The sequence below is a fragment of the Listeria cossartiae subsp. cayugensis genome (assembly GCF_014229095.1).
Taxonomy (GTDB): Bacteria; Bacillota; Bacilli; order Lactobacillales; family Listeriaceae; genus Listeria; species Listeria cayugensis.
In genome coordinates, this window is the sequence record NZ_JAARZC010000004.1 from 60,962 (window position 1) to 86,172 (window position 25,211).

Sequence of the window (25,211 nt, forward strand, 5' to 3'; positions counted from 1 at the left end):
CAATGAGCATTAAGGCTGAAGAGATCAGCTCAATCATAAAACAGCAGATTGAAAATTATCATTCTGAACTAAAAGTGAGTGATGTTGGTACGGTTACCTACATTGGTGACGGTATTGCGCGTGCTCATGGACTCGATAATGCAATGGCTGGTGAATTGTTAGAGTTCTCAAATGGTGTAATGGGTATGGCCCAAAACTTAGAAACAAATGATGTTGGTATCATTATTCTAGGTCCTTACACTGAAATCCGTGAAGGCGATGAAGTTCGTCGTACCGGTAAAATCATGGAAGTTCCTGTTGGCGAAGCGCTTATTGGGCGTGTAGTTAACTCATTAGGTCAACCAGTTGATGGTTTAGGTCCAATTGAAACAACTGGAACTCGTCCGATTGAAGCAGTAGCACCTGGTGTTATGCAACGTCAATCGGTAAACGAACCATTACAAACAGGTATTAAAGCGATTGATGCACTTGTTCCTATTGGTCGTGGTCAACGTGAGTTAATCATTGGTGACCGCCAAACTGGTAAAACATCTGTAGCAATTGATACTATTCTAAACCAAGCTGACCAAGACATGATTTGTATTTATGTCGCTATCGGTCAAAAAGAATCTACAGTACGTAATGCCGTAGAAACTTTACGTCATCATGGTGCGTTAGATTACACAATCGTTGTAACTGCTGCTGCATCACAACCGGCGCCACTTCTTTACTTGGCTCCTTATGCTGGTGTTGCAATGGCCGAAGAATTCATGTATAACGGCAAACACGTTTTAGTTGTATATGATGATTTATCCAAACAAGCAGCTGCTTATCGTGAGCTGTCCCTATTACTTCGTCGTCCTCCAGGTCGTGAAGCATATCCAGGGGATGTTTTCTACTTGCACTCCCGTTTACTTGAACGTGCTGCAAAATTAAATGATAGCCTAGGTGGCGGATCCATTACGGCTCTTCCATTCGTAGAAACACAAGCCGGAGATATCTCTGCTTATATTCCTACAAACGTTATCTCTATTACAGACGGACAAATCTTCTTGCAATCTGATTTATTCTTCTCCGGAGTACGTCCAGCGATTAACGCCGGTCTTTCTGTATCCCGTGTAGGTGGATCAGCGCAAATTAAAGCAATGAAAACAGTTGCCGGAACACTTCGTCTAGACCTTGCCGCTTACCGTGAGCTAGAATCCTTCTCACAATTCGGTTCTGACCTAGATGCAGCTACTCGTGCGAAACTAGAACGTGGTAAACGTACAGTAGAAGTTCTAAAACAAGATTTGCACAAACCTTTGAAAGTTGAAAAACAAGTATTGATTCTTTATGCACTTGTTCATAAATATCTGGATGATGTACCAGTTCATGATGTACTGCGTTTTGAGTCCGAAATGAATACATGGTTTGATCATAATCACCCAGAGCTTTTGGAAGAAATTCGTACAACGAAAAAACTTCCTGACGAAGCGAAACTTGAAGCAGCATTAAAAGAATTTAAAAATACATTTGTTCCTTCTGAAGAAAAATAATTTAGACTCGGAATAAATTCAAAGGTGGTGAAAATCTTTGGCATCTTTAATAGATATTAAACAACGAATAACTTCTACGCGTAAAACAAGTCAAATTACAAAAGCAATGCAAATGGTATCAGCAGCAAAACTAGGTCGTGCAGAATCTAATGCTCGTGCATATGGGCCTTACGTATCTAAAATCAAGGACGTAGTAACACATGTTGCTGGCACTGGTAACAGTAGCGACCATCCAATGCTTGTATCTAGACCTGTTCACCGTACTGGTTATATCGTACTTACTTCTGATACTGGACTTGCAGGTTCTTACAACAGTTCCGTAATCAAAGAAGTATTTCAAGAAATTAATAAAAAGCATACGTCAAGTGATGAATATGCAATAATCACTGTAGGTAGATCTGCTCGTGACTTCTTCAAAGCGCGCCAAATGAACGTGGTTTTAGAAGTGCAAGGTATTACAGATCATCCGATATTTGCGGAAATTAAAGATATTGCTAGTAACACAGTTCAAATGTTTGAAGATGGTGTTTATGACGAGGTTTTCATTTATTATAATCACCATATCAATTCTATTTCCAGCGAACTGAGAAAAGAGCAATTATTGCCACTGACAGAATTTCACGAAAAAGGCCAAGAAACAGATGTAGATCTTACTACATATGAATTTGAGCCTTCCGAACAAGAAATTCTTGAAGTACTACTACCGCAATATGTGGAAAGCCTAATTTTCGGAGCACTTCTGGATGCCAAAGCCGCTGAACATGCTGCTCGTATGACTGCCATGAGAAGCGCGACAGACAATGCATCCGATTTAATCAGTGACTTATCACTACAATATAACCGTGCTCGCCAAGCTGCGATCACGCAAGAAATTACCGAAATCGTCGGAGGAGCAGCCGCACTCGAATAGAAGTCGGCGTTTCTTGTAACGTCCCTATAAATGGGAAGGTAAGTGAGGAGGAATCATTGCATGTCTAAAGGACAAGTAATCCAAGTTATGGGTCCAGTTGTAGACGTTAAATTTGAAGGTGGAAACTTACCTGAAATCTACAACGCCCTAGTTATTGAATATAAATCTGATGCAGAAGAAGCACCAACTAGCCAACTTACTTTAGAAGTAGCCATCCAATTAGGTGATGACGTTGTACGTACAATCGCAATGGCATCAACAGATGGAGTTCAAAGAGGTATGGAAGTTATTGATACTGGAAGCCCAATTACAGTTCCAGTTGGTACAGTAACTCTTGGTCGTGTATTTAATGTATTAGGAAATACCATCGATTTGGACGAACCACTTCCAAGCGATATTAAACGTAATAAAATTCACCGCGAAGCTCCAACTTTCGATCAATTAGCAACAACGACTGAAATTCTTGAAACAGGAATTAAAGTAGTTGACTTGCTAGCTCCTTACTTAAAAGGTGGTAAAATCGGATTGTTCGGTGGTGCCGGTGTTGGTAAAACCGTTCTAATTCAAGAGCTTATCCATAATATCGCACAAGAGCATGGTGGTATTTCAGTGTTCGCAGGCGTTGGAGAACGTACTCGTGAAGGAAACGATCTTTACTTTGAAATGAAAGATTCTGGCGTTATCGAAAAAACAGCCATGGTATTCGGCCAAATGAATGAGCCACCAGGTGCACGTATGCGTGTTGCCTTAACTGGTCTAACAATTGCTGAATATTTCCGTGATGAAGAACACCAAGATGTACTTCTTTTCATTGATAATATTTTCCGTTTCACACAAGCTGGTTCAGAGGTTTCGGCTTTACTAGGTCGTATGCCATCTGCAGTAGGTTACCAACCAACTCTAGCTACTGAAATGGGACAATTACAAGAACGTATTACATCTACTAACGTTGGATCTGTTACTTCTATCCAAGCGATTTATGTGCCAGCCGATGACTATACTGACCCGGCTCCGGCTACAACTTTCGCCCATTTAGATGCAACAACTAACTTGGAACGTAAATTAACTGAACAAGGTATTTATCCAGCGGTAGATCCACTTGCTTCTACATCTCGTGCGCTTTCTCCTGACATTGTTGGGGAAGAACACTATGCAGTAGCAACAGAAGTACAACGTTTATTACAAAGATATAAAGAATTACAAGATATCATCGCAATCTTAGGTATGGATGAGTTATCTGACGAAGATAAACAATCCGTTTCCCGTGCGCGTCGTGTCCAATTCTTCTTATCTCAAAATTTCCACGTTGCAGAACAATTTACAGGCCAAAAAGGTTCTTATGTCCCTGTTAAAGAAACAGTTAAAGGATTCAAAGACTTATTAGCCGGAAAATACGACCATATCCCAGAAGATGCATTCCGTTCAGTTGGACGCATTGAGGATGTTCTTGAAAAAGCAAAAGACATGGGCGTTGAAGTCTGATAAAAACAGGAGGAAATACGTATGGGTTCATTAAATGTTAGTATTGTTACTCCAGACGGCCCTGTTTATGAAGGCGTTGCTCAAATGGTTATTGCTAGAACAAAAGCAGGTGAACTCGGTATTTTACCTGGCCATGTTCCACTAGTTGCTCCACTTAAAATCGACATTGTTCGCTTAAAAGTAGAGTCTGGTGAAGAATGGGTCGCTGTCAATGGTGGCTTTATGGAAGTAAACGGCGAAGAAGTTAACATTCTCGCAGATACTGCTGAACGCGAACAAGATATCGATATCGATCGCGCTGAAAAGGCAAAAGAACGCGCAGAAGATGAACTTAGCCGAGCAAAAGAACAAAAAGTGGACGAAGTAATGGCTCGCCTTGCACTACAAAGAGCTATCAACAGAATTCACGCAAAAGAACACAATTAATAGTCATCTCACTTCCTGGCCACCGCGCCAGGAAGTTTTTTTATATACCAATAAGTGTATTAACTGTTTTTTCCTAGCGGTATTTGTTAAAATGAGTAGTAGCGAAATATGAGGAGCGAACGCATGTATAATATTATTATGGAATCACCATATGTCATCATCATTTCACATTTACTATTTATTGTAATTACTTTTTGGGCACTACAAGCTATTAATTATGAGAAATTCATCAAGAAAAACCATGTAACACAAGCTAGACTGTTATTCGTGATCATTTCGATTGTATTAGGTTATACATTAAGCAGTTTTTTCTTAGATTATTTGGCAGCTTCCAAACAGTTAATTAATTTTTTTAGTTAGAAAATGGTAGTATAGTAGTCAAAAATTAATAGAAGCTTATAACAACTTTAATATTACGTTAAAATCAGTTGATATTTTAGGGTGATAAGTGGTAGAATTACTTAGATATGTTTTAAATTTAAATTTTGATTAATAAAATTCGATAAATGATTTAGTTATTAGTAACGCGGAGGGGTTCTTTTTGGAAAAAATTATTGTACGCGGTGGAAAACAGTTAAATGGTTCTGTGAAAATGGAAGGTGCCAAAAATGCTGTATTACCGGTAATAGCTGCTACATTACTTGCGAGTAAAGGTACTAGCGTATTAAAAAATGTCCCAAATTTGTCTGATGTATTCACAATTAATGAAGTTCTTAAATATCTAAATGCAGATGTTTCTTTTGTAAATGATGAAGTGACAGTTGATGCAACAGGAGAAATCTCTTCTGATGCACCTTTTGAGTATGTTCGTAAAATGCGTGCTTCCATTGTTGTAATGGGGCCACTTTTAGCTCGTACAGGTTCTGCTCGTGTAGCTTTACCAGGCGGATGTGCAATTGGTTCAAGACCAGTTGATTTACATTTAAAAGGTTTCGAAGCAATGGGCGCAGTAGTGAAAATTGAAAATGGCTATATTGAAGCAACTGCTGAAAAATTAGTGGGCGCTAAAGTCTACTTAGATTTCCCTAGTGTGGGAGCAACCCAAAATATTATGATGGCTGCAACCTTAGCAGAAGGTACAACTGTAATTGAAAACGTTGCTCGTGAACCTGAAATTGTTGACTTAGCCAATTTCCTAAATCAAATGGGTGCTAGAGTAATTGGTGCGGGAACAGAAGTAATTAGAATTGAAGGCGTTAAAGAACTAACTGCTACTGAACATTCTATTATTCCTGACCGTATTGAAGCAGGTACATTTATGATTGCCGCTGCTATTACTGGTGGAAATGTTCTGATTGAAGACGCAGTTCCTGAACATATTAGTTCATTAATTGCTAAACTTGAAGAAATGGGCGTTCAAATCATTGAAGAAGAGAACGGTATTCGTGTTATTGGGCCTGATAAATTAAAAGCTGTAGACGTTAAGACTATGCCACACCCAGGTTTCCCAACTGATATGCAATCACAAATGATGGTAATTCAAATGCTAAGCGAAGGTACAAGCATTATGACAGAAACTGTCTTTGAAAATCGTTTCATGCATGTAGAAGAAATGCGCAGAATGAATGCTGATATGAAAATTGAAGGACACTCTGTTATTATTTCGGGGCCTGCTAAACTACAAGGAGCAGAAGTTGCAGCAACAGATTTACGTGCAGCAGCAGCACTTATTCTTGCAGGTTTAGTTGCAGATGGCTACACACAAGTAACTGAGTTGAAGTACCTTGATCGCGGCTATAATAATTTCCACGGAAAATTACAATCGCTTGGAGCGGATGTTGAACGTGTAGATGATTCCAAAATTGATGTAACAAACTTAGCATCTTTATTCTAAATTTAAATGTTAAAAACCGTATCTTTTTGATGCGGTTTTTTTATTTATTGTGAAAAAAACCATGTTGTTCTAAAATATACATTCCAGCCTTAGATAAATTATGCTATAATTCAAAATGAGATGTAAAATTAGGTGTACACCACGAAAGGAGTTAAAGTATAAATGGCAAAAGATGTTGGTATCGATTTAGGTACAGCCAATGTATTAATTCATGTTAAAGGAAGAGGAATCGTTGTAAACGAACCTGCAGTTGTCGCTGTGAACAATAAGACAGGGCAAGTTCTAGCCGTTGGGTCAGAAGCAAGAGATATGGTTGGTAGAACGCCAGGAGACATTACGGCAATTAAGCCTATGAAAGATGGGGTTATTGCTGATTTTGATATTGTTCAAGAGATGCTGCGTTTCTTTATACAAAAGTTAAATTTAAAAACCTTTTTTTCACGGCCACGTATTTTAATTTGTTGTCCAACGAATATTACTTCAGTCGAGCAAAAAGCCATTAGAGAAGTTGCTGAAAAAAGTGGTGGAAAACAAGTATTCCTAGAAGAAGAACCTAAAGTTGCGGCTATTGGTGCCGGCATGGATATTTTTGAACCTTCTGGTAACATGATTATTGATATTGGTGGAGGGACTGCAGATGTTGCTGTATTATCCATGGGTGATATCGTAACTAGTCAATCAGTAAAAGTTGCTGGTAACAAATGGGATGCCGATATTTTAAATTATGTTAAACGTAAATATAACGTACTTATTGGTGAAAGAACTGCTGAAAATATTAAAGTAACAATCGGTACTGCTTCCCAAGGTGCTAAAGAAGAAAAAATGGAAATTCGTGGTAGAGATTTAGTAAGTGGTTTACCTAAAACAATTTCGATTACAAGTTCTGAAGTAGAAGAAGCGATTCATGATTCGTTACACTTAATGGTACTAGCTGCTAGACAAGTATTGGAGCAAACACCTCCAGAACTTTCAGCAGATATTATTGACAGAGGAATTATCATGACTGGTGGCGGATCTTTACTACATGGTTTAGATGAATTAATGTCTGAACAATTAAAAGTTCCGGTCTTAATTACTGAGAATCCTTTAGATGTGGTAGCTCTTGGTACTGGCATTTTACTTGACTCACTTACAAATAAAAAACGTAATAAATTCTAAAGTTGAATTTGGGGGATGTATATGTTAGATATTAAAAAAATCAAAGAAATCTTACCTCATCGTTATCCATTTTTATTAGTAGATAGAGTTATTTCTGTTGAAGAAGGCAAAAAAGTTACTGCTATAAAGAATGTAACGGCAAACGAAGAATTCTTTAATGGGCATTTTCCAGAGTATCCGGTAATGCCGGGTGTACTAATTGTAGAAGCATTAGCCCAAACAAGTGGAATTGCAATGATGCAAAATGAAGCCAACAAAGGAAAAATTGGTTTGTTTGCTGGGATTGATGGTTGTCGTTTTAAACGTCAAGTTGTCCCAGGTGACCAATTATTACTTGAAGCTGAAATCACTCGCATGAGAGGCGCGATTGCAAAAGCGAAAGTGAAAGCAACCGTTGAAGGCGATTTGGTTTGTGAAGCTGAAATTATGTTTGCTTTATCAGATGTACCAAAATAAAAAGATTAGCACTGAAGCCCAAATGGGTTTTGGTGCTTTTTTCATGTACTCAGAATAGCATGGGTTTAAAAAAGTTACAAAGTACTAAAATGATATTTTAGAGCAAAATACCCCCTGGAAAACGTATTTTTCTGTTAGGTGAAAACATCCTTTTTGCTACTCTATACCTAGTGGAAATGCAGTTTTAGCTATTTTACAAAGAAATTTTTATCCAATATAATCGCTATACACCAAAAGAAAGAGGCGATTAGATGATTAATCAAGTAACTTTAGTAGGACGATTAACGAAGGAACCAGAATTGAAATGGACTACGGAAGATCGAGCTGTGTTGAACTTAACTCTCGCTTTGAACCGTTTCGGTAAAAATAAACGAGTAGAAAGTGATGCAGATTTTATTCAATGTGTTGTTTGGGGTAAAAGAGCAGAAGCAACGGCGGAATTTTGTAGTAAAGGTCAATTAGTAGGGATTGTCGGTGAACTTCAATCACGTAATTATTTAAATAAAGAAGAGCAAAAAATCTATATTACCGAGGTATTAGTTCATCAGATTAGATATTTATCAAGCCGTAATAAAGAAGAAAATGTAGTGAATATTCCTCAGGAAGATGAGGAATGATGTAATACTTTGTTATAAAGAGCCGTATTTCATCATGAATTTTAGAGGAAATGGATAAAAAAACCGCAAATAGAGACAATTTTAGTTTCTGTTTGTAATGGAAAAATTTTCCAATTCAGTGAAATAAAATTATTTTATTCACTTATTGAACTATCCTAAATAATGTTAGTGAGCTACTGAACCACAACTGCAAGCTAGGATAACTTGAACTCCCCAGAAATAGAGCCAGACGTAATAAAAATCAGACAATAATGGCAATTTACAAATATTGCAGGAAAACGGATACTATTTGAAGCCGTGTCATATATGCTTAATTTTTTAGTAACCAAGCTGCTAGTTTCGTATGGTACGATTGTTCTCGAAAGTTATCAAGGAGGGAAAATAAGTACATGAAAAAAACAGTAGTAGCCATTGCGGCTGGTTTAATTATTGCAGGATCTGGTTCAACTCAAGCTTTTGCGGCTGAGTATAAAGTACAAGATGGTGATTCGCTTTGGAAAATATCAAATGAAAATAATGTTTCTATAAAACAATTGAAAGAAGACAACAATTTGAGTTCTAACTTGATTTTTCCAAATCAAACACTACAAGTAAACAGTGGGGAAGAAAAAGCCACTGCTAGCAATGATTCCAAATATACAGTTGTTGCAGGAGACACACTTAGCCATATCGCTTTAGATTATGGCGTAACAGTTAACCAACTAAAATCATGGAATAATCTTTCTTCTGACTTAATTATAGTCGGTCAAAAATTATCTGTTGGTAATAAGGCTGTAGCGAGTGAAAATAACGCAACAGCGGATAATTCGGATAATAAAGTAACCGAGCAACCAAAAGAAGAAAAAGCAGCACCAGCAACTCAAAAATCAACCTCATCTAATGAAGCATCTTCAAACAGCTCTTCTAACTCTTCCGCAGCTCAAGGGAATGTTTCAAAAGAGATTACAGTAACGGCAACTGCATACAGTAAAGCTGAGCCTGGCTTGAGCCATATGACAGCAACTGGCATTGATTTGAATGATAATCCTCGTGTTATTGCGGTCGATCCATCTGTTATTCCTTTAGGTTCAAAAGTATATGTTGAAGGATACGGACAAGCAATTGCAGCCGATACTGGTGGCGCGATTAAAGGAAATAAAATTGATGTACATTTAAACTCAGTTCAAGAAGTTAACAACTGGGGTGTAAAACAAGTTAAAGTACAAATTTTAGATTAATTTGTTCCATATTGAGGGGCTGTAAATGGCATTATGCTGTTTACAGTCTTTTTTGTAGATTAAAAATAGGAAGCGTCCTTGTTTTATGATAAACTTATACATAATAAAGTTTTTTAGGAGATACATATGAAAAAGCAGGAAATTTCAATTTTAAATATACCTTTTTATAATACAACACAAGCGGGATTTGTGGAGGAACTGTATAAAGCAACGCAAAATGAGGAACGTCGATTTGTTGTTACGGCTAATCCAGAAATTGTTATGCATGCTCGGACGGATAAAGAGTTTGAGGCTATTTTACGGCAAGCTGATTATATTGTGCCTGATGGTATTGGGATTATAATGGCTTCTGAAAAACTTGGGGAGCCTTTAAAAGAACGCGTGACTGGTTATGACACAATGGTTGGGTTGTTGAATAAGCCGCTGCGTTGTTATTTTCTAGGTGCGAAACCGGAAGTTAGTGAATCGGTCGAAGCAAAAGTGCACGAAAAGTATCCACAAGCTATCGTTTGCGGTGTGCATCATGGTTATTTTGATGCGTTAGAAAGTGAAGCAATTGCGAAGGAAATAGTCGTTGCAGAGCCAGATGTAATCTTTGTTGCACTGGGATCTCCTGCACAAGAAAAGTGGATTTTGTCTCAGATAGCTAATTTCACTAAAGGGATTTTTATTGGTGTAGGAGGAAGCTTTGATGTTTTAACGGATAATGTGAAGCGCGCACCAAAAATATGGATAAAATTAAAACTAGAATGGGTATATAGATTACTTTCTAATCCTTCTCGCTGGAGACGTTTTTTCGCAATACCTCAATTTATGCTTGTTATTCGAAAAGAGCGCAAGCGTTTGAAAAAGGGTGAGTAAATGTATTTTCAAAAGGCAAGACTAATTCATGCAGAACTGCCGCTCATTGCCCCATTTAAAACAAGTTATGGGGAATTGAAAAGTAAAGATTTTTATATTATTGAGTTAGTGAGTGAGGATGGGATATGTGGATACGGGGAGTTGGAAGCTTTTCCAGTACCTGATTATACGGAGGAAACTTTAGACACTGCTATTTCTATCGTTAAGCAGCATTTGCTTCCACTCCTTGCTCAAAAAGAAATTCAAAATCCAGAAGAAGTGCATCAGCTGTTTAGTTGGATTCAAGGAAATGAAATGGCGAAAGCGGCTGTTGAGCTTGCTGTTTGGGATGCTTTTGCAAAGAGTGAGCAGCGTTCTTTAGCTGAAATGATTGGCGCGACAAACCGTTCGATTGCGGTTGGTGTGAGTGTTGGTTTGCAGCAGGATGTGGCGGAGTTAGTCCAATTAGTTGAGCGTTACGTGGATGAAGGTTATGAAAGAGTGAAATTAAAAATCGCGCCGCACAAAGATATTCCATTTGTAGCTGCTGTTCGTAAAAAATTTCCAAATCTAAGCTTGATGGCGGATGCGAATTCGGCGTATAATAGAGAAGATTTGTTTCTATTAAAGGAATTAGATCAATATGATTTAGAAATGATTGAGCAGCCATTTGGGACTAAAGATTTTGTGGATCACGCTTGGTTGCAAAAACAATTAAAAACGCGTATTTGTTTAGATGAAAATATTAGGTCGCTAGCGGATGTAAGACAGGCGCATATGTTAGGTAGCTGCCAGGCGGTTAATTTAAAATTAGCGCGTGTTGGAGGCATGTCTGAGGCGCTCAGGATAGCGAAATATTGTAAGGATAATCATTTACTTGTCTGGTGCGGCGGGATGCTCGAAGCCGGAATTGGTAGAGCGCATAATATCGCGTTAGCTGCTAGAGAAGAATTTGTTTTCCCAGGAGATATTTCAGCATCGGATCGGTATTTTAATGAAGATATTGTCTCGCCAGCTTTTACGTTAAAGCAAGGTAAGCTTAATGTGCCGGTTAATCAAGGCATTGGAGTGACTTTGGATTTTGATGTGTTACAAAAATATACTATTTCAACAGAAGAAATTTTGCTAAATAAAGGATGGAGCTGAAAAAATATTGCTAATATGGAGTATATTGATTAGCTTTGCAGTTGGTATCATTATGGTGCCGATAATAAGGAAATTTGCATTTCGAATTAATGCGGTTGATACGCCGCGTGAAAGGCATAAACATACGAAGACAACAGCCACTTTAGGTGGATTAGCTATTTTTATAAGTTTTTCGGTAGGAATGCTGTTGGCACCAATAGATAAATCTGGTTTTCTGCCCATTTATTTCGGGGCTTTAATTATTATCACTACAGGCTTTATTGATGATATATTTGATTTATCGCCAAAATGGAAAATGCTCGGACAGATTTTAGCTGCTCTATGCGTGACTGTTTGGGGAGATATTACTATTAATTTTATTAACGTTCCTTTTTATGGGCAATTAGATTTTGGCTATTTTGCGATTCCGTTATCAATTATTTGGATTGTGGCCATTGTAAATGCGCTAAACTTAATTGATGGCTTAGATGGCCTCGCAGGTGGAATTTCTATCATTGCTTTAATGACGATTGCGGGTATGGCTTTGCTTTTAAAAGATGCTTTTGTGGCGCCGGTTGCGCTAATTCTTGCGGCAGCAGTTGCGGCATTCTTAATCTATAATTTCCCTCCAGCTAGTATTTTTATGGGGGATACGGGAGCGCTGTTTCTCGGTTATATGATTGCGGTTTTATCGCTTATGGGCTTTAAAAATGTTACTTTCATTTCGCTATTAGTGCCACTGATTATTTTGGGAGTACCTTTATCAGATACTTTTTTTGCGATTGTAAGGCGTTTAAAAGAACGGATGCCAATTTCCTCAGCAGACAGGTCGCATATTCACCATAGGCTAATGGCGCTTGGGTTTACAGAGAAACAAACCGTGCTGTTAATTTATTGCATGGCACTGCTATTTTCAATGACAGGATTTGTCTTTTCGTTTTCCACAGCTTGGGGAGCGATGCTATTACTTTTATTATTAATCTTTAGTATTGAAATTATTGTTGAATTTATTGGGTTAATTGGTGAAGATTACCGGCCAATCCTCAATTTACTACAAAAAATACATCGAAAGCGCAAATAAAAAAACCAACAACTAATTATTAGTTGTTGGTTTTTGTTTTAGTTAGAACTGCTTGTTTTGCTAGAACTTTCATCGGCATATGGTGTTGCGCCAGGGAATGGTTGTTTAATCCCAAGTTCGTCAGCAAATTCGTTGGAAATACTTTGGACAGAGCTTTCATTAAGTTTATAGTAATAAATGCCGTCCATCGGGTTGCTATCCCCTTTTAAGTTGAGGGATTTAATATCGATTTTATTAGTCATTCCAAATTTTGCGATAGAGAGCATTTGATTGAAAGTTAAATTGGTTTTCATGTTATCGCCAACAACTTCAATGATATCGGAATACTTACTTACAGAAGAAACCGATGTTGCTTCGCTTACAATAGATTTAATGATTAATTGTTGTCGTTTACCGCGTTCGATATCGCTATCGATGTGTCTAGTACGAGCTAGTGCTAAAGCTTGCTCAGCGTTAAGGTGCTGTTGTCCTTTTTTCAGTGTGATTGCATTAGCGTTATCTTTAGAATCTTGTTCAGTGAAATTAACTGGAACATCTACATCGATACCATCTAGAGCGTCGATAATTTTAAGGAATGCATCAAAGTCGAAACGAACATAATAATCGATTGGAATTTTGAATTCTTCTTCTACGGTTTTCATCGTAAGTTCTGGGCCGCCGTAAGCATGTGCTGCATTGATTTTAGTGTACTTATCAATATTTTTAGCGGAGTCTTCCATATGAACATAGGAATCACGAGGGATACTTGTCATTTCTACACGTGCATCTTTGACATTAAAGGTTGCTAAAATCAATGAGTCACTACGGGGATTCCCGTTGGCTGCGCGCGTTGTACTTGTATCAACCCCAATAATTAAAATAGAAAAACTGTCTTTGATAGGTTCAACGTCATTTGTTCGAAGTGTGGAGGCTTTTCCGTTCCTCACATTATCATAAGAGTTGTCTGCTGCGAGTTTCGTCTTGCTAAAAAGGTAAGTGCCATATCCGACACCTGCAAGGACTAAACACATCACAGGAATTAGAATCCAGAATAAAATTTTTCTTCTACGTTTGTATTTCTTGCTGCTTCTTCGGCTATCATCAGTGCCTTTACTCATATATTAATTCTCCTTATAGTCACTTTTCTAAGTTTTATTGTAGCATTTGTTGAACTAAAGAATGTTACGCCCGATTTACGGTTTCTTTAATTTTTAAACTTTGATGTTATTATACAGAAATTATTTAGAAAAAAATACAAAAAAGATGATATCTTTCAAAAATGTAATATTTGTACTATTTTAGTAGCATTTGATAATTACTGATTTCACATACTTTACCGGAATGTAAATCTAATTCTTGCCCAGTGGTACTTAGCTCAAAACCTAGCTTTTTCAATAGTTTTATAGAAGCAATATTTTCGGGAAGAACTTTAGCTGTAATTATTTTATATGGAAGATGTGGTTTTATTGTGGTGAAAAAATGTGTCAAAATTTCAAACATAAAACCCTGACGCCAATGACTTTTTGCAAGTTCGTATCCAATTTCGACGGTTTGGTTCTTTTTATTAATATCATTAATTCCGAGTGAACCGATAGCATGCAAAGAATCATTCGCGGTGAAAATCGTATATCTACAAGCATTAGGTTCGTTTTCGATTGCTTGAATCATTTCCTCTGCTTGAAGAATGGTCGAAAACTTCTCGATGTTCATAAACTGAGCTACTTCGTCATCAGACCAAATATCAAATAAGGTAGAGGCATCAGCTAGCGATGTTTTTCTTAAAGTAGTTCGTTCTGTAGAAATGGTAGCTGGTAATTGGGAAAATATGTTTGTGGACATGCTAAGTGACATCCTTTTCTCTATATTTTTGTGGTCCTTCTTTATATTCAAGTTGACCATTAGCAATTTCGGTAATCCAGTGAAAGAAATCTTGTAAGTCTTCGTTGTCGACAAATACATGGAGCACGACTTTTTCAGTGAATTCTTTATGATCGATTTGATAGGCTTTTTGTTCAAGCGCGTTTTCGATTTTTCCGAGCAATGGGTAAGCGAAAGAGCATTCAACAATAGTGGCTAGTTTACATTCGACCATGCCGATTGTTTGGATGGCTTCGCTAACAGCACTACCGTAAGCGCGCACCAGACCACCAGCGCCTAGTTTCGTTCCACCGAAATAACGAGTTACTACGACAGCTACATTTTTTAAAGATTTCTTTTTTAAAACTTCTAGCATAGGAACGCCAGCTGTTCCACTTGGTTCGCCGTCATCATGTGCTTTTTGAAATTGGTCATTTTCTCCTATTATATAGGCAGAACAATTATGGGTAGCTTCGCGATGCTCTTTTTTGATTGCTTGAATAAATGTTTGTGCTTCAAATTCTGTTGTCACTCGCTTAATATGGCAAATAAAGCGAGATTTTTCAATAATTATTTCGTGTTTTCCATCGCTATGGATGGTTAAATAATGATCCAACATAAGGAACCTCCATAAGTTGATGCATTCAGCCTGCTTTTATTTTATCCGAAAGCAAAGCGATTGTATAGATATTTTTCTAAGTGCGGTGGGTGAAGTGACGGCAAATTCGTGTTATAATAAAAACTACTATTACTTTAGACTGGTTTTCAATTGTTTTTTATAGGCATATAGGAGTAATTTTCTGAGACTATGCAGTATAATTAAGATAAGGTTTGTATTGAAAATAGGTAAGTTTGAGTAAATAGTACTTAAAAGAGAAATGTTTATTTGCCAATTTGATGGCAGGGACTATAAGGTTAAGCGGTTTTGCTACTAAAAAAGGATGATGTTTTCGATTGCAAGAGGCTTGGTGAAATTAGATAAGTGAAGGAGGAGTAGTCATTATGGCACTCAAAATCATGATTGTAGATGATCATCAGTTGTTTCGCGAAGGTATCAAGCGAATTTTAGAGTTGGAAGATTCTTTTGAGGTCGTAGCGGAAGCTGAAAATGGTAAAAATATCGTAGCAAAAGTTCGCGAATATAAACCAGATATTGTTTTAATGGATATTAATATGCCCACTGTGAACGGACTTGACGCAACAGAAATGTTAGTACGTCAATTTCCTAGTATTAAAGTAATCGTTTTGACTATTCATGATACAGATGAATACGTAACAGAGGCACTTAGAGCTGGAGCAGTCGGCTACTTATTAAAAGAAATGGACGCGCATGAACTTGTAGAAGCAGTTAAAATTGTCGATAATGGAGGCGCGTATATTCACCCGCGTGTAGCGATTAAATTAATTCGCGAATATCGCCATTTAGCAAGCACTAACACTTCACAAGGCGTATACGGCTATCAACAACCAGAAGTGAAAATGCCATTACACATCTTAACACATAGAGAGTGCGAGGTATTACAACTTCTTACCGATGGAAAAAGTAACCGAGGAATTGGGGAAACACTTTTCATTAGTGAAAAAACCGTAAAAAACCATGTAAGTAGTATTTTACAAAAAATGAAAGTGAATGATAGGACTCAAGCGGTGGTAACGGCAATTAAGCACGGCTGGGTGTACATTCGCTAAAGAAATTTCAGGGGGACTATATGAACGAAAAAATAGCAGTGGTTACTGACAGCACAACTTATTTGCCAGATGAAGTGAAAGAGCAGCTACGAATTCATGTCGTGCCACTTTCTGTAATAATTGATGGGAAATCTTATCGCGAAGGTGAGGAGTTATCTGCGGCCGATTTTTACCAAAAAGTAAAAGAAGCCGAAAGTTTTCCAACGTCCTCTCAACCTGCCCCGGGAGAATTCATTCAATTATTTGAATCGCTGAAAGAACAAGGTTTTGATACAGTAGTCAGTATTCATCTATCAAGTGGAATTAGTGGTACTTTTCAAAATGCAGCTTCAGCGGGAGCACTAATTGAAGGGCTCAATGTAGTTGCTTATGATTCAGAACTTTCTTGTATGGCGCAAGGAATGTTTGCTGTGAAAGCAGCTGAAATGGCTTTAGCAAATAAACCATTAGATGAAATTATCCAAGAATTAGATAAAATAAAACAAGCGCAAAATGCTTATTTTATGGTAGATGATTTAAATAATCTCCAACGCGGAGGTCGTTTGAACGGAGCCCAAGCACTTGTTGGTAGCTTGCTTCAAATCAAACCGATTCTTCATTTTGATGATAAACAAATTGTTTTATTCGAAAAAGTAAGAACGCAAAAGAAAGCACTAAAACGTATTGAAGATATTCTACAAACAGCTATTCAAAACAAAACGGCAGAAAAAGCCTACGTCATTCACGGAAACGACCCAGAAAAAGGTGAAGCGTGGCTGGCCCATTTAGAAGCGAAATTTCCAGAAGTAATATTCGAATTGAGCTATTTTGGCCCAGTTATCGGAACTCACTTAGGTGAAGGTGCTCTTGGGTTAACTTGGTCAATAAAATAAAAAAATCTCCGGCTTTTAGCTGGAGATTTTTTTCGTATAGGGTAAAATTGCTTTTTCAGTAGTTTGAGGTGGTAGAAAGGTTAGTTTTTCTCTAGGAGGAAATGCCATTTTAATAGTGAGTACATGCTTGAAAATAAGAAATTCACTTCTGCAAGAAAAATCTAAACGGTGTATAACTAAGGGGAGGTGAATACAGATGGACATTTTCCCGGGTAGGTTATATCAAGAACGCGAAATAGAATCGACAGCAGGTTTAGCCGAGGTAGCGGCGATTTCAAACAATAAATGCTTTCGTTGTGGAAATACAAATCGGCATTTATTTGGTAAAATGTCCTGCGCATCATGCGAGAAAGATGATTGCATCTATTGTCGAAATTGTATTGTTATGGGACGAGTAAATAGTTGTCAAAAATTATATTATCAACAATCTAAACTATTACCAGAAACAGAAGATTCGTTGTTGAACTGGTCAGGGATTTTATCACCAGGACAACGAAAAGCATCTGATGCGGTCGTTACCAGTTTGATAGAAAAGAAGGATATGCTCTTGTGGGCAGTTGCTGGATCTGGGAAAACGGAAATGATGTTTGAGGGAATGGACTGGGCTTTGAGACAAGGATTTAGAATTTGTGTTGCTTCTCCCAGAGTCGATGTTTGCTTAGAACTTCATCCTCGCTTGCAAGAAGTTTTTCCAGCACAGAATGTTATTTGCTTGTATGGAGATTCGAACGACAATTATCAAGGAGAGCAATTTGTAATTGCCACGACACATCAGCTTATTCGGTTTTATGAAACGTTCCAAGTTGTTTTTATTGATGAAGTGGATGCTTTTCCTTATGCTAAAGATCTTTTTTTAGAATATGCTGTTAGGAAAGCTAGAACAAAAGAAGGCTCCACAGTAATAATTACAGCCACGCCAGAAAAGCAGTGGCAAGAAGAATGCGAAGCCGGTAAACGCAATTTCGTGAAAATCCCCGGACGTTATCATAGGAAGAAACTACCTGTGCCAAGAACTTGTTGGATTGGCCCGTGGAAAAAGAATTTAGCAAAAGGGAAAATCTCGCCCAAGCTAATTAACTGGATTAAAAATGTGGAAATGAAAAACCAGCCTGCTTTGATTTTCTTTCCAGAAATCGAGGCAATGAATCAATTTGCGGAGGCGCTTGAAGCAAATAGTTTTATTAGACCGGTGACAGTTCATTCGGCAGATGAACTCCGTAAAGAGAAAGTAGAATGGCTGCGCGAAGGAAAGATTAAGTTGCTTCTAACAACAACCATTTTAGAGAGAGGTGTTACTTTTACTGATGTACAAGTAGCTGTATTTGGCAGTGAAGGGCGAATTTTTACAGAAGCAGCCTTAGTTCAAATTTCGGGAAGAGCGGGGCGGAAAATATCGCATCCAACAGGTGATGTTTGTTTTTTTCATTATGGTCAAACGATGGAAATGAAACGTGCCATTGCCCATATTCGAAAAATGAACCGACTAGGCGTGCTGGAAGGGATGCTAGATGAATAATTGTTTACTCTGCGCGCAGCCAGTGAAACAGACCGCTAGTTGGGAATTAAGTTGGTTGTTCCGTAGTCCGCCTATTTGTTGCAAAACTTGCTTAGCGGGATTTGAAAAATTGACAGGCTCGCTCTGCACATTTTGTGGTAAGGAGTCAACAGAACCAGTTTGCGAAGATTGCCAAGACAGAGATCATTTTTTAGATAGTAATAAATCTATCTATCGCTACAATGATTTTGCCAAAGAATATATGAAAAAATTTAAATTTCAAGGTGATTATGCAATTGGAGCTATTTTCAAAAGCGAATTAAAAAAACATTTAGCGGGGAAAAACCAGAAAATAGTTCCTATTCCGGTAAGTAAAACTCGTAAATTAGAACGCGGATTTAATCAAACAAGTGCAATTTTAAAGCAATCTGATATTTTATATGAAGAAATCCTAGCCAAAAAACATACAGAAAAGCAATCTAAAAAAACCAAAAAAGAACGATTGGCGGCAGAACAAGTATTTTACTTTTTGGGAAAAGAAGTTGGCGAGGTATGTGAGATACTATTATTTGATGATATTTATACCACAGGAAGCACACTCAACTTGGCGGCGCAAATTTTAAAAGAAGCAGGAGTGGAAAAGGTAAGCGCTCTAACAATATTCAGATAGTCGATATTTATCTCCTAAAAGAGGTTTGCGGAAGCGGGATTAGTGGAATAAAATACTAAATAAAGATAAGTGAATGTAAGCTTCTTAGCTCTTTGTGCAAATGTTTGCAAAACACATCGTTTTCACGTAGACTAAGGGTAAGAAGAATACTCTTCTTTATCGTTATTTTGTTTTATTTCAAAGGAGGAATTGCTATGCTTAAGTACAACATTCGTGGTGAAAATATTGAAGTAACGGAACCGATTCGAGATTACGTTGAAAAGAAAATCGATAAATTAGAACGATACTTTACAGAAACCCCAGACGCTAACGTTCATGTTAATTTAAAAGTATATTCCGATAAAAATGCGAAAGTTGAAGTGACCATTCCGCTCCCAAATCTTGTGCTACGTGCAGAAGAAACAAGTGGAGATTTATATGCTAGCATCGACTTAATTGTAGATAAATTAGAAAGACAAATTCGCAAACATAAAACAAAAGTAAACCGCAAGTTCCGCGATAAAGGCGCTGAAAGAGACTATTTTGCTTATTCAGATGTGAACGGCAGCACGCCACCAGAAGAAAATGAAGGTGATTTTGATCTTGAAATTGTAAGAACAAAACAATTTTCATTGAAACCAATGGATAGTGAAGAAGCTGTTTTACAAATGAACTTGTTAGGACATAGTTTCTATGTGTATACGGATGCGGAAACAAACGGTACGAATATTGTTTATTCCCGTAAAGATGGCAAGTATGGTTTAATTGAAACAAACTAATTTAAAATTATAATTACAGGTGGGGGCCAATCTTGGCCTCCATTTTTTTACTCTTAGGTGAAGGATTTATGGTATTTTGATAATTTTATTGACTAAAAAGAGATAACCAGTTGTATATTTTAGTTAATAAGTGATAGAATTAGTTTGTATATTTAAGCGAAGATAATTCCTGAAAGTTATTATAGATGAAACTGCGCGATGACAGCGAAAACAGTAGAGGAGAATTTAAATGGCTGGACTATTGAAAAAGATTTTTGAATCAGGAAAAAAAGATGTTAAATATTTGGAGAGAAAAGCAGATGAAATTATTGCTTTAGCAGATGAAACTGCGGCTCTTTCGGATGATGCTCTACGTGAAAAAACAGTAGAGTTTAAAGAGCGTGTTCAAAAAGGTGAAACGCTAGATGACTTATTGGTAGAAGCTTTTGCGGTTGCCAGAGAAGGTGCGAAACGTGCACTTGGTCTATATCCATTTAAAGTTCAATTAATGGGTGGGATTGTTTTACATGAAGGTAACATTGCTGAAATGAAAACTGGGGAAGGTAAAACGTTAACAGCGACACTACCAGTTTATTTAAACGCGCTTTCTGGTGAAGGTGTGCATGTTGTTACCGTCAATGAATACTTGGCTCACCGTGATGCGGAAGAAATGGGAGTATTGTATAATTTCCTAGGACTTTCTGTAGGGCTTAACTTAAATGCTTTATCGAGCACAGAAAAACGTGAAGCTTATGCATGTGATATTACGTATAGCACAAATAATGAATTAGGATTTGATTATTTACGTGATAACATGGTCGTTTACAAAGAAGAAATGGTACAACGTCCACTAGCATTTGCGGTTATTGATGAAGTCGATTCCATTTTGGTCGATGAAGCGAGAACACCGTTAATTATTTCTGGAGAAGCTGAAAAATCCACTATTCTATACGTTCGCGCAAATACGTTTGTTCGCACGCTTACAGAAGAGGAAGATTATACAGTTGATATTAAGACCAAATCTGTACAACTAACCGAAGATGGTATGACAAAAGGAGAAAACTACTTTGATGTAGATAACCTTTTCGATTTAGAAAATACGGTTATTTTGCACCATATTGCACAAGCGTTGAAAGCTAACTACACAATGAGCTTGGACGTTGACTATGTGGCACAAGATGATGAAGTTTTAATCGTTGACCAATTTACTGGTCGTATCATGAAAGGCCGTCGTTTCAGTGAAGGTTTACACCAAGCGCTTGAAGCAAAAGAAGGCGTAACAATTCAAAATGAATCCAAAACAATGGCAACAATTACATTCCAAAACTATTTCCGTATGTATAAAAAACTTGCGGGGATGACTGGTACCGCGAAAACGGAAGAAGAAGAATTCCGTGACATTTACAATATGCGCGTAATTGAAATTCCAACAAATAAAGTGATTATTCGTGATGACCGTCCCGATTTAATTTTTACTACGATTGAAGCAAAATTCAATGCAGTAGTAGAAGATATTGCAGAGCGCCATGCGAAAGGTCAACCTGTACTTGTTGGTACTGTTGCAATTGAAACATCGGAACTTATTTCTAGCAAATTAAAACGCAAAGGAATTAAGCACGATGTATTGAACGCGAAACAACATGAACGCGAAGCTGATATCATTAAAAATGCTGGTGAACGTGGTGCGGTAACAATCGCAACCAATATGGCCGGTCGTGGTACGGATATCAAACTTGGTGAAGGTACGATTGAAGCTGGTGGTTTAGCCGTTATTGGTACGGAACGCCATGAATCTCGTCGTATTGATAATCAGTTGCGTGGTCGTTCTGGTCGTCAAGGGGATCCTGGTGTGACACAATTTTATCTTTCTATGGAAGATGAATTGATGCGCCGTTTTGGTTCTGATAACATGAAGTCGATGATGGAACGTTTTGGTATGGCAGAAGATGCTATCCAAAGTAAAATGGTTAGTCGTGCAGTTGAATCAGCACAAAGACGAGTGGAAGGAAATAACTTTGATTCCCGGAAACAAGTGTTACAATATGATGATGTACTTCGCCAACAACGGGAAGTTATCTATAAACAACGCTATGAAGTAATTAATGCAGAAAACAGCTTGCGTGAAATTATTGAACAAATGATTCAGCGTACAGTGAACTTTATTGTTTCAGGTAATGCTTCAAGTCATGAACCAGAAGAAGCTTGGAACTTACAAGGAATTGTTGATTATGTTGATGCGAATTTACTTCCAGAAGGCACAATCACACTAGAAGATTTACAAAATAGAACAAGCGAAGATATTCAAAACCTAATTTTAGATAAAATTAAAGCAGCGTACGACGAAAAAGAAACATTACTACCTCCAGAAGAGTTCAATGAATTTGAAAAAGTAGTTCTGCTTCGTGTTGTTGATACTAAATGGGTTGATCATATCGATGCAATGGATCATTTACGTGACGGTATTCATTTACGTGCCTACGGTCAAATTGATCCGCTTCGTGAGTATCAATCAGAAGGTTTCGAAATGTTCGAAGCGATGGTATCTTCCATTGATGAAGACGTGGCGCGCTATATCATGAAAGCAGAAATTCGCCAAAACCTTGAGCGTGAGCAAGTTGCAAAAGGAGAAGCGGTCAATCCTGCTGAAGGTAAACCAGAAGCGAAACGCCAACCAATCCGCAAAGATCAACACATTGGACGTAATGATCCATGTCCTTGTGGTAGCGGTAAAAAATATAAAAATTGTCATGGTAAAGAAGCATAGATTGAAACAATTTAAAAAGCGCCTGCAAGACGGCGCTTTTTGCTATGAAAGTTTGTAAGTAAATTCAAAAAAGGTGGAATTAGAATGGAATTAGCAGAAATTCGTAATGAACTAGAAAAAACAGCACAGCAAATCAAAGACTTTAGGGGGTCTCTTTGACTTAGACAGCATGGAAGTTCGAATTGCTGAGTTAGAAGACCAAATGTTGGATCCGAATTTTTGGAACGACCAACAAGCAGCACAAAAAGTAATTAATGAATCCAATGGATATAAAGAAACATACCAAGCGTTTCATGCACTGGAAGAAGAGCAAGAAAGCATGGAAATTAGTTTGGAACTTTTAAAAGAAGAAGCAGATGAAGACTTGCAAGCAGAGCTAGAAAAAGATATTAAAGCTTATATGGCAACAATTAGCGAGTTTGAATTAAAATTAATGCTAAGCGATCCATACGATAAAAATAATGCTATTTTAGAACTTCATCCAGGTGCTGGTGGTACAGAATCACAAGACTGGGGCTCAATGTTACTACGTATGTACCAACGCTGGTCTGAGAAAAAAGGCTTTAAAGTCGAAATGCTGGATTATCAAGCAGGAGACGAAGCTGGAATTAAGAGTGTGACACTACTCATCAAAGGGCACAATGCATATGGTTACTTAAAAGCGGAAAAAGGCGTACACCGTCTAGTCCGTATTTCGCCGTTTGACTCTTCGGGTAGACGTCATACATCGTTTGTTTCTGTGGATGTAATGCCAGAATTAGATGATGATATCGAAATCGAAGTTCGTACAGAAGACTTAAAAATTGATACGTACCGCGCAACAGGTGCTGGTGGACAGCATATTAATACAACTGACTCCGCTGTTCGGATGACACATATTCCGTCCGGGATTGTCGTAACGTGTCAATCAGAACGTTCGCAGCTTAAAAACCGTGAACAAGCAATGAAAATGTTAAAAACAAAGCTATATCAAAAAGAACAAGAAGAAAAAGAACGCGAGCTAGCAGAAATTCGTGGAGAACAAAAAGAAATTGGTTGGGGAAGCCAAATTCGTTCCTATGTTTTCCACCCTTACTCCATGGTGAAAGATCATCGCACAAATTACGAAACCGGTAATATTCAAGCGGTAATGGATGGAGATTTAGACGACTTTATCAATGCATATTTGCGTTCTAGGATTGGATAGAACTTATGGCAAATAAAAGAAAGAAACAGCCATTATCCCCAGTTGTTTCTAAATTAATTGAGTATGTTTATGTCATTATTGGTGCAGCGCTAATTGCACTAGCTTTCAACGTCCTACTTCTCCCAAATCATGTTGCTTCTGGCGGCGTGAGCGGGATAAGTACGATTATTAATTATTTAACTGGTTGGAACCCTGCTTTTATTCAGTGGGCATTTAATATCCCTTTATTCCTAGCAGGATTATTCTTTTTAGGTTATCAATTTGGTTTGAAAACGTTCGTCGGCACGATGCTTTTACCGTTTTTTGTGTACTTAACACAAGGGTTAGAACCGTGGACACATGAACCGTTAGTTGCTGCACTATTTGGCGGCGTACTCGTGGGAATGGGGCTCGGAATCGTTTTCCGCGGCAAAGCTTCCACTGGTGGTACCGATGTAGCGGCGCAAATTTTGCATAAATATTCCCATTTAACATTGGGGATTTGTGTAGCATTAATTGATGGTTTTGTTGTTATTTCGGCGATGTTTGTTTTTGATATCGAATCAGGACTATACGCGCTTGTTGGGCTTTTTGCAACTAGTAAAACGATTGATTTAGTACAAGTTGGTCTTAATCAGTCGAAAACGGTCTTTATCATTTCAGAAAATCAAGAATCAATTCGCCAAGCAATTTTATTTAAAATTGATCGTGGAATTACGCGCCTTTCCGCAAAAGGTGGCTACACGGAAGATGACAAGCAAATTTTGCTATGCGTCATCGCCCAAAGTGAGTTTTCAAGGTTAAAAGAAGTTATAAAAGAAATTGATCCCGATGCTTTTGTTGTCGTAATGAGCGCCAGTGAAGTAATGGGGGAAGGTTTCACATCATAAAAAAGTACCATTTCCGCACTTTTTAGTCAGGAAATGGTACTTTTTTTAAGGTTTTCGGGCTGGTTTTTGACAATTATATGACAAACAAGTTTAGCCTAGTTGTAGACTTTGGGCTATTTTAAGTGGATTGGTCTATTCCGGTAGCGCGAACTGTAATGATTTTTAATGTACCTGTAATGTTATTTAGGGTAAAAACAAGTTACAATGTTAGCAGTAGAAAAGACCAATGTGGTTCTTTTTTATTTTGTCTCAATAGGGACAAAACAAAAAGCAAATTTAAATTATAAATTAACGTAGAATTTGTATTTCCTATTACAATAATCGAGATATTGTCACACCCTGAAATATAATTGTAATGCAATTAACCTATAGATGAAAAACTGTCATGGTATAATTAAGCTTATGTTGTGAGTTTAAATTCGTACCTGCA

At 37.6% G+C, this 25,211-nt stretch carries 24 protein-coding genes; 21 read left to right on the forward strand and 3 right to left on the reverse strand.

All coding sequences use genetic code 11. The annotated features are described in order from the left end of the window. Positions 1-2: 2 nt before the first annotated feature. The 13 genes from atpA to HCB49_RS12480 all read left to right on the forward strand — a co-directional run bounded on the left by atpA (position 3) and on the right by HCB49_RS12480 (position 12,663). On the forward strand, positions 3-1,517 hold the full coding sequence (gene atpA, locus HCB49_RS12420; protein ID WP_003723464.1) for a F0F1 ATP synthase subunit alpha: 1,515 nt from the start codon (positions 3-5) through the stop codon (positions 1,515-1,517). Between the two features lie 37 nt (positions 1,518-1,554). Next, a complete protein-coding gene (locus HCB49_RS12425; protein ID WP_185605123.1) occupies positions 1,555-2,427 on the forward strand; it encodes a F0F1 ATP synthase subunit gamma in 873 nt (290 codons plus the stop codon). A gap of 60 nt (positions 2,428-2,487) precedes the next feature. Then, on the forward strand, positions 2,488-3,909 hold the full coding sequence (atpD, locus tag HCB49_RS12430) for a F0F1 ATP synthase subunit beta (RefSeq protein WP_003723462.1): 1,422 nt from the start codon (positions 2,488-2,490) through the stop codon (positions 3,907-3,909). 21 nt (positions 3,910-3,930) lie between these two features. After that, positions 3,931-4,335, forward strand: coding sequence for a F0F1 ATP synthase subunit epsilon (locus HCB49_RS12435; RefSeq protein WP_008948766.1), 405 nt, complete (start codon positions 3,931-3,933; stop codon positions 4,333-4,335). Positions 4,336-4,458: 123 nt separating this feature from the next. Further along, positions 4,459-4,695: a DUF1146 family protein gene (locus tag HCB49_RS12440; RefSeq protein ID WP_008948765.1), complete on the forward strand. Its 237-nt coding sequence runs from the start codon at positions 4,459-4,461 to the stop codon at positions 4,693-4,695. Between the two features lie 181 nt (positions 4,696-4,876). After that, positions 4,877-6,169, forward strand: coding sequence for a UDP-N-acetylglucosamine 1-carboxyvinyltransferase (gene murA, locus HCB49_RS12445; protein WP_185403939.1), 1,293 nt, complete (start codon positions 4,877-4,879; stop codon positions 6,167-6,169). A gap of 162 nt (positions 6,170-6,331) precedes the next feature. Continuing rightward, the gene (gene mreB, locus HCB49_RS12450; RefSeq protein ID WP_185392361.1) at positions 6,332-7,327 is read left to right on the forward strand and encodes a rod shape-determining protein MreB; all 996 of its coding nucleotides are present in this window, start codon (positions 6,332-6,334) and stop codon (positions 7,325-7,327) included. Between the two features lie 21 nt (positions 7,328-7,348). Next, positions 7,349-7,783 (forward strand): 3-hydroxyacyl-ACP dehydratase FabZ, encoded by a 435-nt coding sequence (gene fabZ / locus HCB49_RS12455; RefSeq protein ID WP_185481132.1) that lies wholly within the window; start codon positions 7,349-7,351, stop codon positions 7,781-7,783. Between the two features lie 251 nt (positions 7,784-8,034). Then, entirely contained in the window at positions 8,035-8,400 is a 366-nt protein-coding gene (locus tag HCB49_RS12460; RefSeq protein ID WP_185481131.1) for a single-stranded DNA-binding protein, read from the forward strand. Between the two features lie 389 nt (positions 8,401-8,789). Then, a complete protein-coding gene (locus tag HCB49_RS12465) occupies positions 8,790-9,617 on the forward strand; it encodes a 3D domain-containing protein (protein ID WP_185605124.1) in 828 nt (275 codons plus the stop codon). 126 nt (positions 9,618-9,743) lie between these two features. Then, entirely contained in the window at positions 9,744-10,478 is a 735-nt protein-coding gene (locus tag HCB49_RS12470; RefSeq protein WP_185605125.1) for a WecB/TagA/CpsF family glycosyltransferase, read from the forward strand. Then, positions 10,479-11,603, forward strand: coding sequence for an o-succinylbenzoate synthase (gene menC, locus HCB49_RS12475; protein ID WP_185605126.1), 1,125 nt, complete (start codon positions 10,479-10,481; stop codon positions 11,601-11,603). A gap of 7 nt (positions 11,604-11,610) precedes the next feature. After that, a complete protein-coding gene (locus HCB49_RS12480; RefSeq protein WP_185392356.1) occupies positions 11,611-12,663 on the forward strand; it encodes a glycosyltransferase family 4 protein in 1,053 nt (350 codons plus the stop codon). A 38-nt stretch (positions 12,664-12,701) separates the two neighbouring features. Here HCB49_RS12480 and HCB49_RS12485 read toward each other — a convergent pair whose 3' ends face one another. From HCB49_RS12485 to HCB49_RS12495, 3 genes are all read right to left on the reverse strand, one after another. Continuing rightward, positions 12,702-13,760: an LCP family protein gene (locus HCB49_RS12485; RefSeq protein WP_185605127.1), complete on the reverse strand. Its 1,059-nt coding sequence runs from the start codon at positions 13,758-13,760 to the stop codon at positions 12,702-12,704. A 175-nt stretch (positions 13,761-13,935) separates the two neighbouring features. Further along, positions 13,936-14,481 carry a GNAT family N-acetyltransferase gene (locus tag HCB49_RS12490; RefSeq protein WP_185605128.1) on the reverse strand — a complete coding sequence of 182 codons (546 nt, stop codon included), beginning with the start codon at positions 14,479-14,481 and terminating at the stop codon, positions 13,936-13,938. 1 nt (position 14,482) lies between these two features. Further along, positions 14,483-15,118 carry a YigZ family protein gene (locus HCB49_RS12495; RefSeq protein WP_185605129.1) on the reverse strand — a complete coding sequence of 212 codons (636 nt, stop codon included), beginning with the start codon at positions 15,116-15,118 and terminating at the stop codon, positions 14,483-14,485. Between the two features lie 383 nt (positions 15,119-15,501). On the opposite strand from HCB49_RS12495, the gene degU reads away from it, so the two are divergent. The 8 genes from degU to HCB49_RS12535 all read left to right on the forward strand — a co-directional run bounded on the left by degU (position 15,502) and on the right by HCB49_RS12535 (position 24,781). Next, positions 15,502-16,188: a two-component system response regulator DegU gene (gene degU / locus HCB49_RS12500; RefSeq protein WP_003722647.1), complete on the forward strand. Its 687-nt coding sequence runs from the start codon at positions 15,502-15,504 to the stop codon at positions 16,186-16,188. Between the two features lie 20 nt (positions 16,189-16,208). Continuing rightward, the gene (gene fakB, locus HCB49_RS12505) at positions 16,209-17,060 is read left to right on the forward strand and encodes a fatty acid kinase binding subunit FakB (protein ID WP_185397114.1); all 852 of its coding nucleotides are present in this window, start codon (positions 16,209-16,211) and stop codon (positions 17,058-17,060) included. A gap of 196 nt (positions 17,061-17,256) precedes the next feature. After that, on the forward strand, positions 17,257-18,576 hold the full coding sequence (locus HCB49_RS12510; protein ID WP_185605130.1) for an ATP-dependent helicase ComFA: 1,320 nt from the start codon (positions 17,257-17,259) through the stop codon (positions 18,574-18,576). Further along, complete coding sequence (locus tag HCB49_RS12515) at positions 18,569-19,225, forward strand: ComF family protein (RefSeq protein ID WP_185605131.1); 657 nt, start codon at positions 18,569-18,571, stop codon at positions 19,223-19,225. Before HCB49_RS12510 ends, HCB49_RS12515 begins: the two co-directional genes overlap by 8 nt. A gap of 194 nt (positions 19,226-19,419) precedes the next feature. Continuing rightward, positions 19,420-19,983, forward strand: coding sequence for a ribosome hibernation-promoting factor, HPF/YfiA family (hpf, locus tag HCB49_RS12520; RefSeq protein ID WP_003722643.1), 564 nt, complete (start codon positions 19,420-19,422; stop codon positions 19,981-19,983). A 229-nt stretch (positions 19,984-20,212) separates the two neighbouring features. Further along, the gene (secA, locus tag HCB49_RS12525; protein ID WP_185392349.1) at positions 20,213-22,726 is read left to right on the forward strand and encodes a preprotein translocase subunit SecA; all 2,514 of its coding nucleotides are present in this window, start codon (positions 20,213-20,215) and stop codon (positions 22,724-22,726) included. Between the two features lie 84 nt (positions 22,727-22,810). Then, a protein-coding gene (gene prfB, locus HCB49_RS12530) for a peptide chain release factor 2 (protein ID WP_115848561.1) occupies positions 22,811-23,912 on the forward strand; the annotation gives its coding sequence in 2 pieces (ribosomal slippage) (positions 22,811-22,882 and positions 22,884-23,912; 1,101 coding nt in all). A 5-nt stretch (positions 23,913-23,917) separates the two neighbouring features. Next, complete coding sequence (locus HCB49_RS12535; RefSeq protein WP_185481121.1) at positions 23,918-24,781, forward strand: YitT family protein; 864 nt, start codon at positions 23,918-23,920, stop codon at positions 24,779-24,781. Positions 24,782-25,211: the final 430 nt, after the last annotated feature.

What these genes read in the sequence shown, in the direction of transcription:
- HCB49_RS12470 (WP_185605125.1), top strand. Translation starts at nt 9,744, where the DNA reads ATGAAAAAGCAGGAAATTTCAATTTTAAATATACCTTTTTATAATACA.
- degU (WP_003722647.1), top strand. Translation starts at nt 15,502, where the DNA reads ATGGCACTCAAAATCATGATTGTAGATGATCATCAGTTGTTTCGCGAA.
- HCB49_RS12495 (WP_185605129.1), bottom strand. Translation starts at nt 15,118, where the DNA reads ATGTTGGATCATTATTTAACCATCCATAGCGATGGAAAACACGAAATA.
- HCB49_RS12435 (WP_008948766.1), top strand. Translation starts at nt 3,931, where the DNA reads ATGGGTTCATTAAATGTTAGTATTGTTACTCCAGACGGCCCTGTTTAT.
- HCB49_RS12490 (WP_185605128.1), bottom strand. Translation starts at nt 14,481, where the DNA reads ATGTCCACAAACATATTTTCCCAATTACCAGCTACCATTTCTACAGAA.
- secA (WP_185392349.1), top strand. Translation starts at nt 20,213, where the DNA reads ATGGCTGGACTATTGAAAAAGATTTTTGAATCAGGAAAAAAAGATGTT.
- fabZ (WP_185481132.1), top strand. Translation starts at nt 7,349, where the DNA reads ATGTTAGATATTAAAAAAATCAAAGAAATCTTACCTCATCGTTATCCA.
- fakB (WP_185397114.1), top strand. Translation starts at nt 16,209, where the DNA reads ATGAACGAAAAAATAGCAGTGGTTACTGACAGCACAACTTATTTGCCA.
- atpA (WP_003723464.1), top strand. Translation starts at nt 3, where the DNA reads ATGAGCATTAAGGCTGAAGAGATCAGCTCAATCATAAAACAGCAGATT.
- hpf (WP_003722643.1), top strand. Translation starts at nt 19,420, where the DNA reads ATGCTTAAGTACAACATTCGTGGTGAAAATATTGAAGTAACGGAACCG.
- HCB49_RS12535 (WP_185481121.1), top strand. Translation starts at nt 23,918, where the DNA reads ATGGCAAATAAAAGAAAGAAACAGCCATTATCCCCAGTTGTTTCTAAA.
- HCB49_RS12465 (WP_185605124.1), top strand. Translation starts at nt 8,790, where the DNA reads ATGAAAAAAACAGTAGTAGCCATTGCGGCTGGTTTAATTATTGCAGGA.
- HCB49_RS12515 (WP_185605131.1), top strand. Translation starts at nt 18,569, where the DNA reads ATGAATAATTGTTTACTCTGCGCGCAGCCAGTGAAACAGACCGCTAGT.
- menC (WP_185605126.1), top strand. Translation starts at nt 10,479, where the DNA reads ATGTATTTTCAAAAGGCAAGACTAATTCATGCAGAACTGCCGCTCATT.
- atpD (WP_003723462.1), top strand. Translation starts at nt 2,488, where the DNA reads ATGTCTAAAGGACAAGTAATCCAAGTTATGGGTCCAGTTGTAGACGTT.
- HCB49_RS12510 (WP_185605130.1), top strand. Translation starts at nt 17,257, where the DNA reads ATGGACATTTTCCCGGGTAGGTTATATCAAGAACGCGAAATAGAATCG.
- mreB (WP_185392361.1), top strand. Translation starts at nt 6,332, where the DNA reads ATGGCAAAAGATGTTGGTATCGATTTAGGTACAGCCAATGTATTAATT.
- HCB49_RS12460 (WP_185481131.1), top strand. Translation starts at nt 8,035, where the DNA reads ATGATTAATCAAGTAACTTTAGTAGGACGATTAACGAAGGAACCAGAA.
- HCB49_RS12440 (WP_008948765.1), top strand. Translation starts at nt 4,459, where the DNA reads ATGTATAATATTATTATGGAATCACCATATGTCATCATCATTTCACAT.
- HCB49_RS12485 (WP_185605127.1), bottom strand. Translation starts at nt 13,760, where the DNA reads ATGAGTAAAGGCACTGATGATAGCCGAAGAAGCAGCAAGAAATACAAA.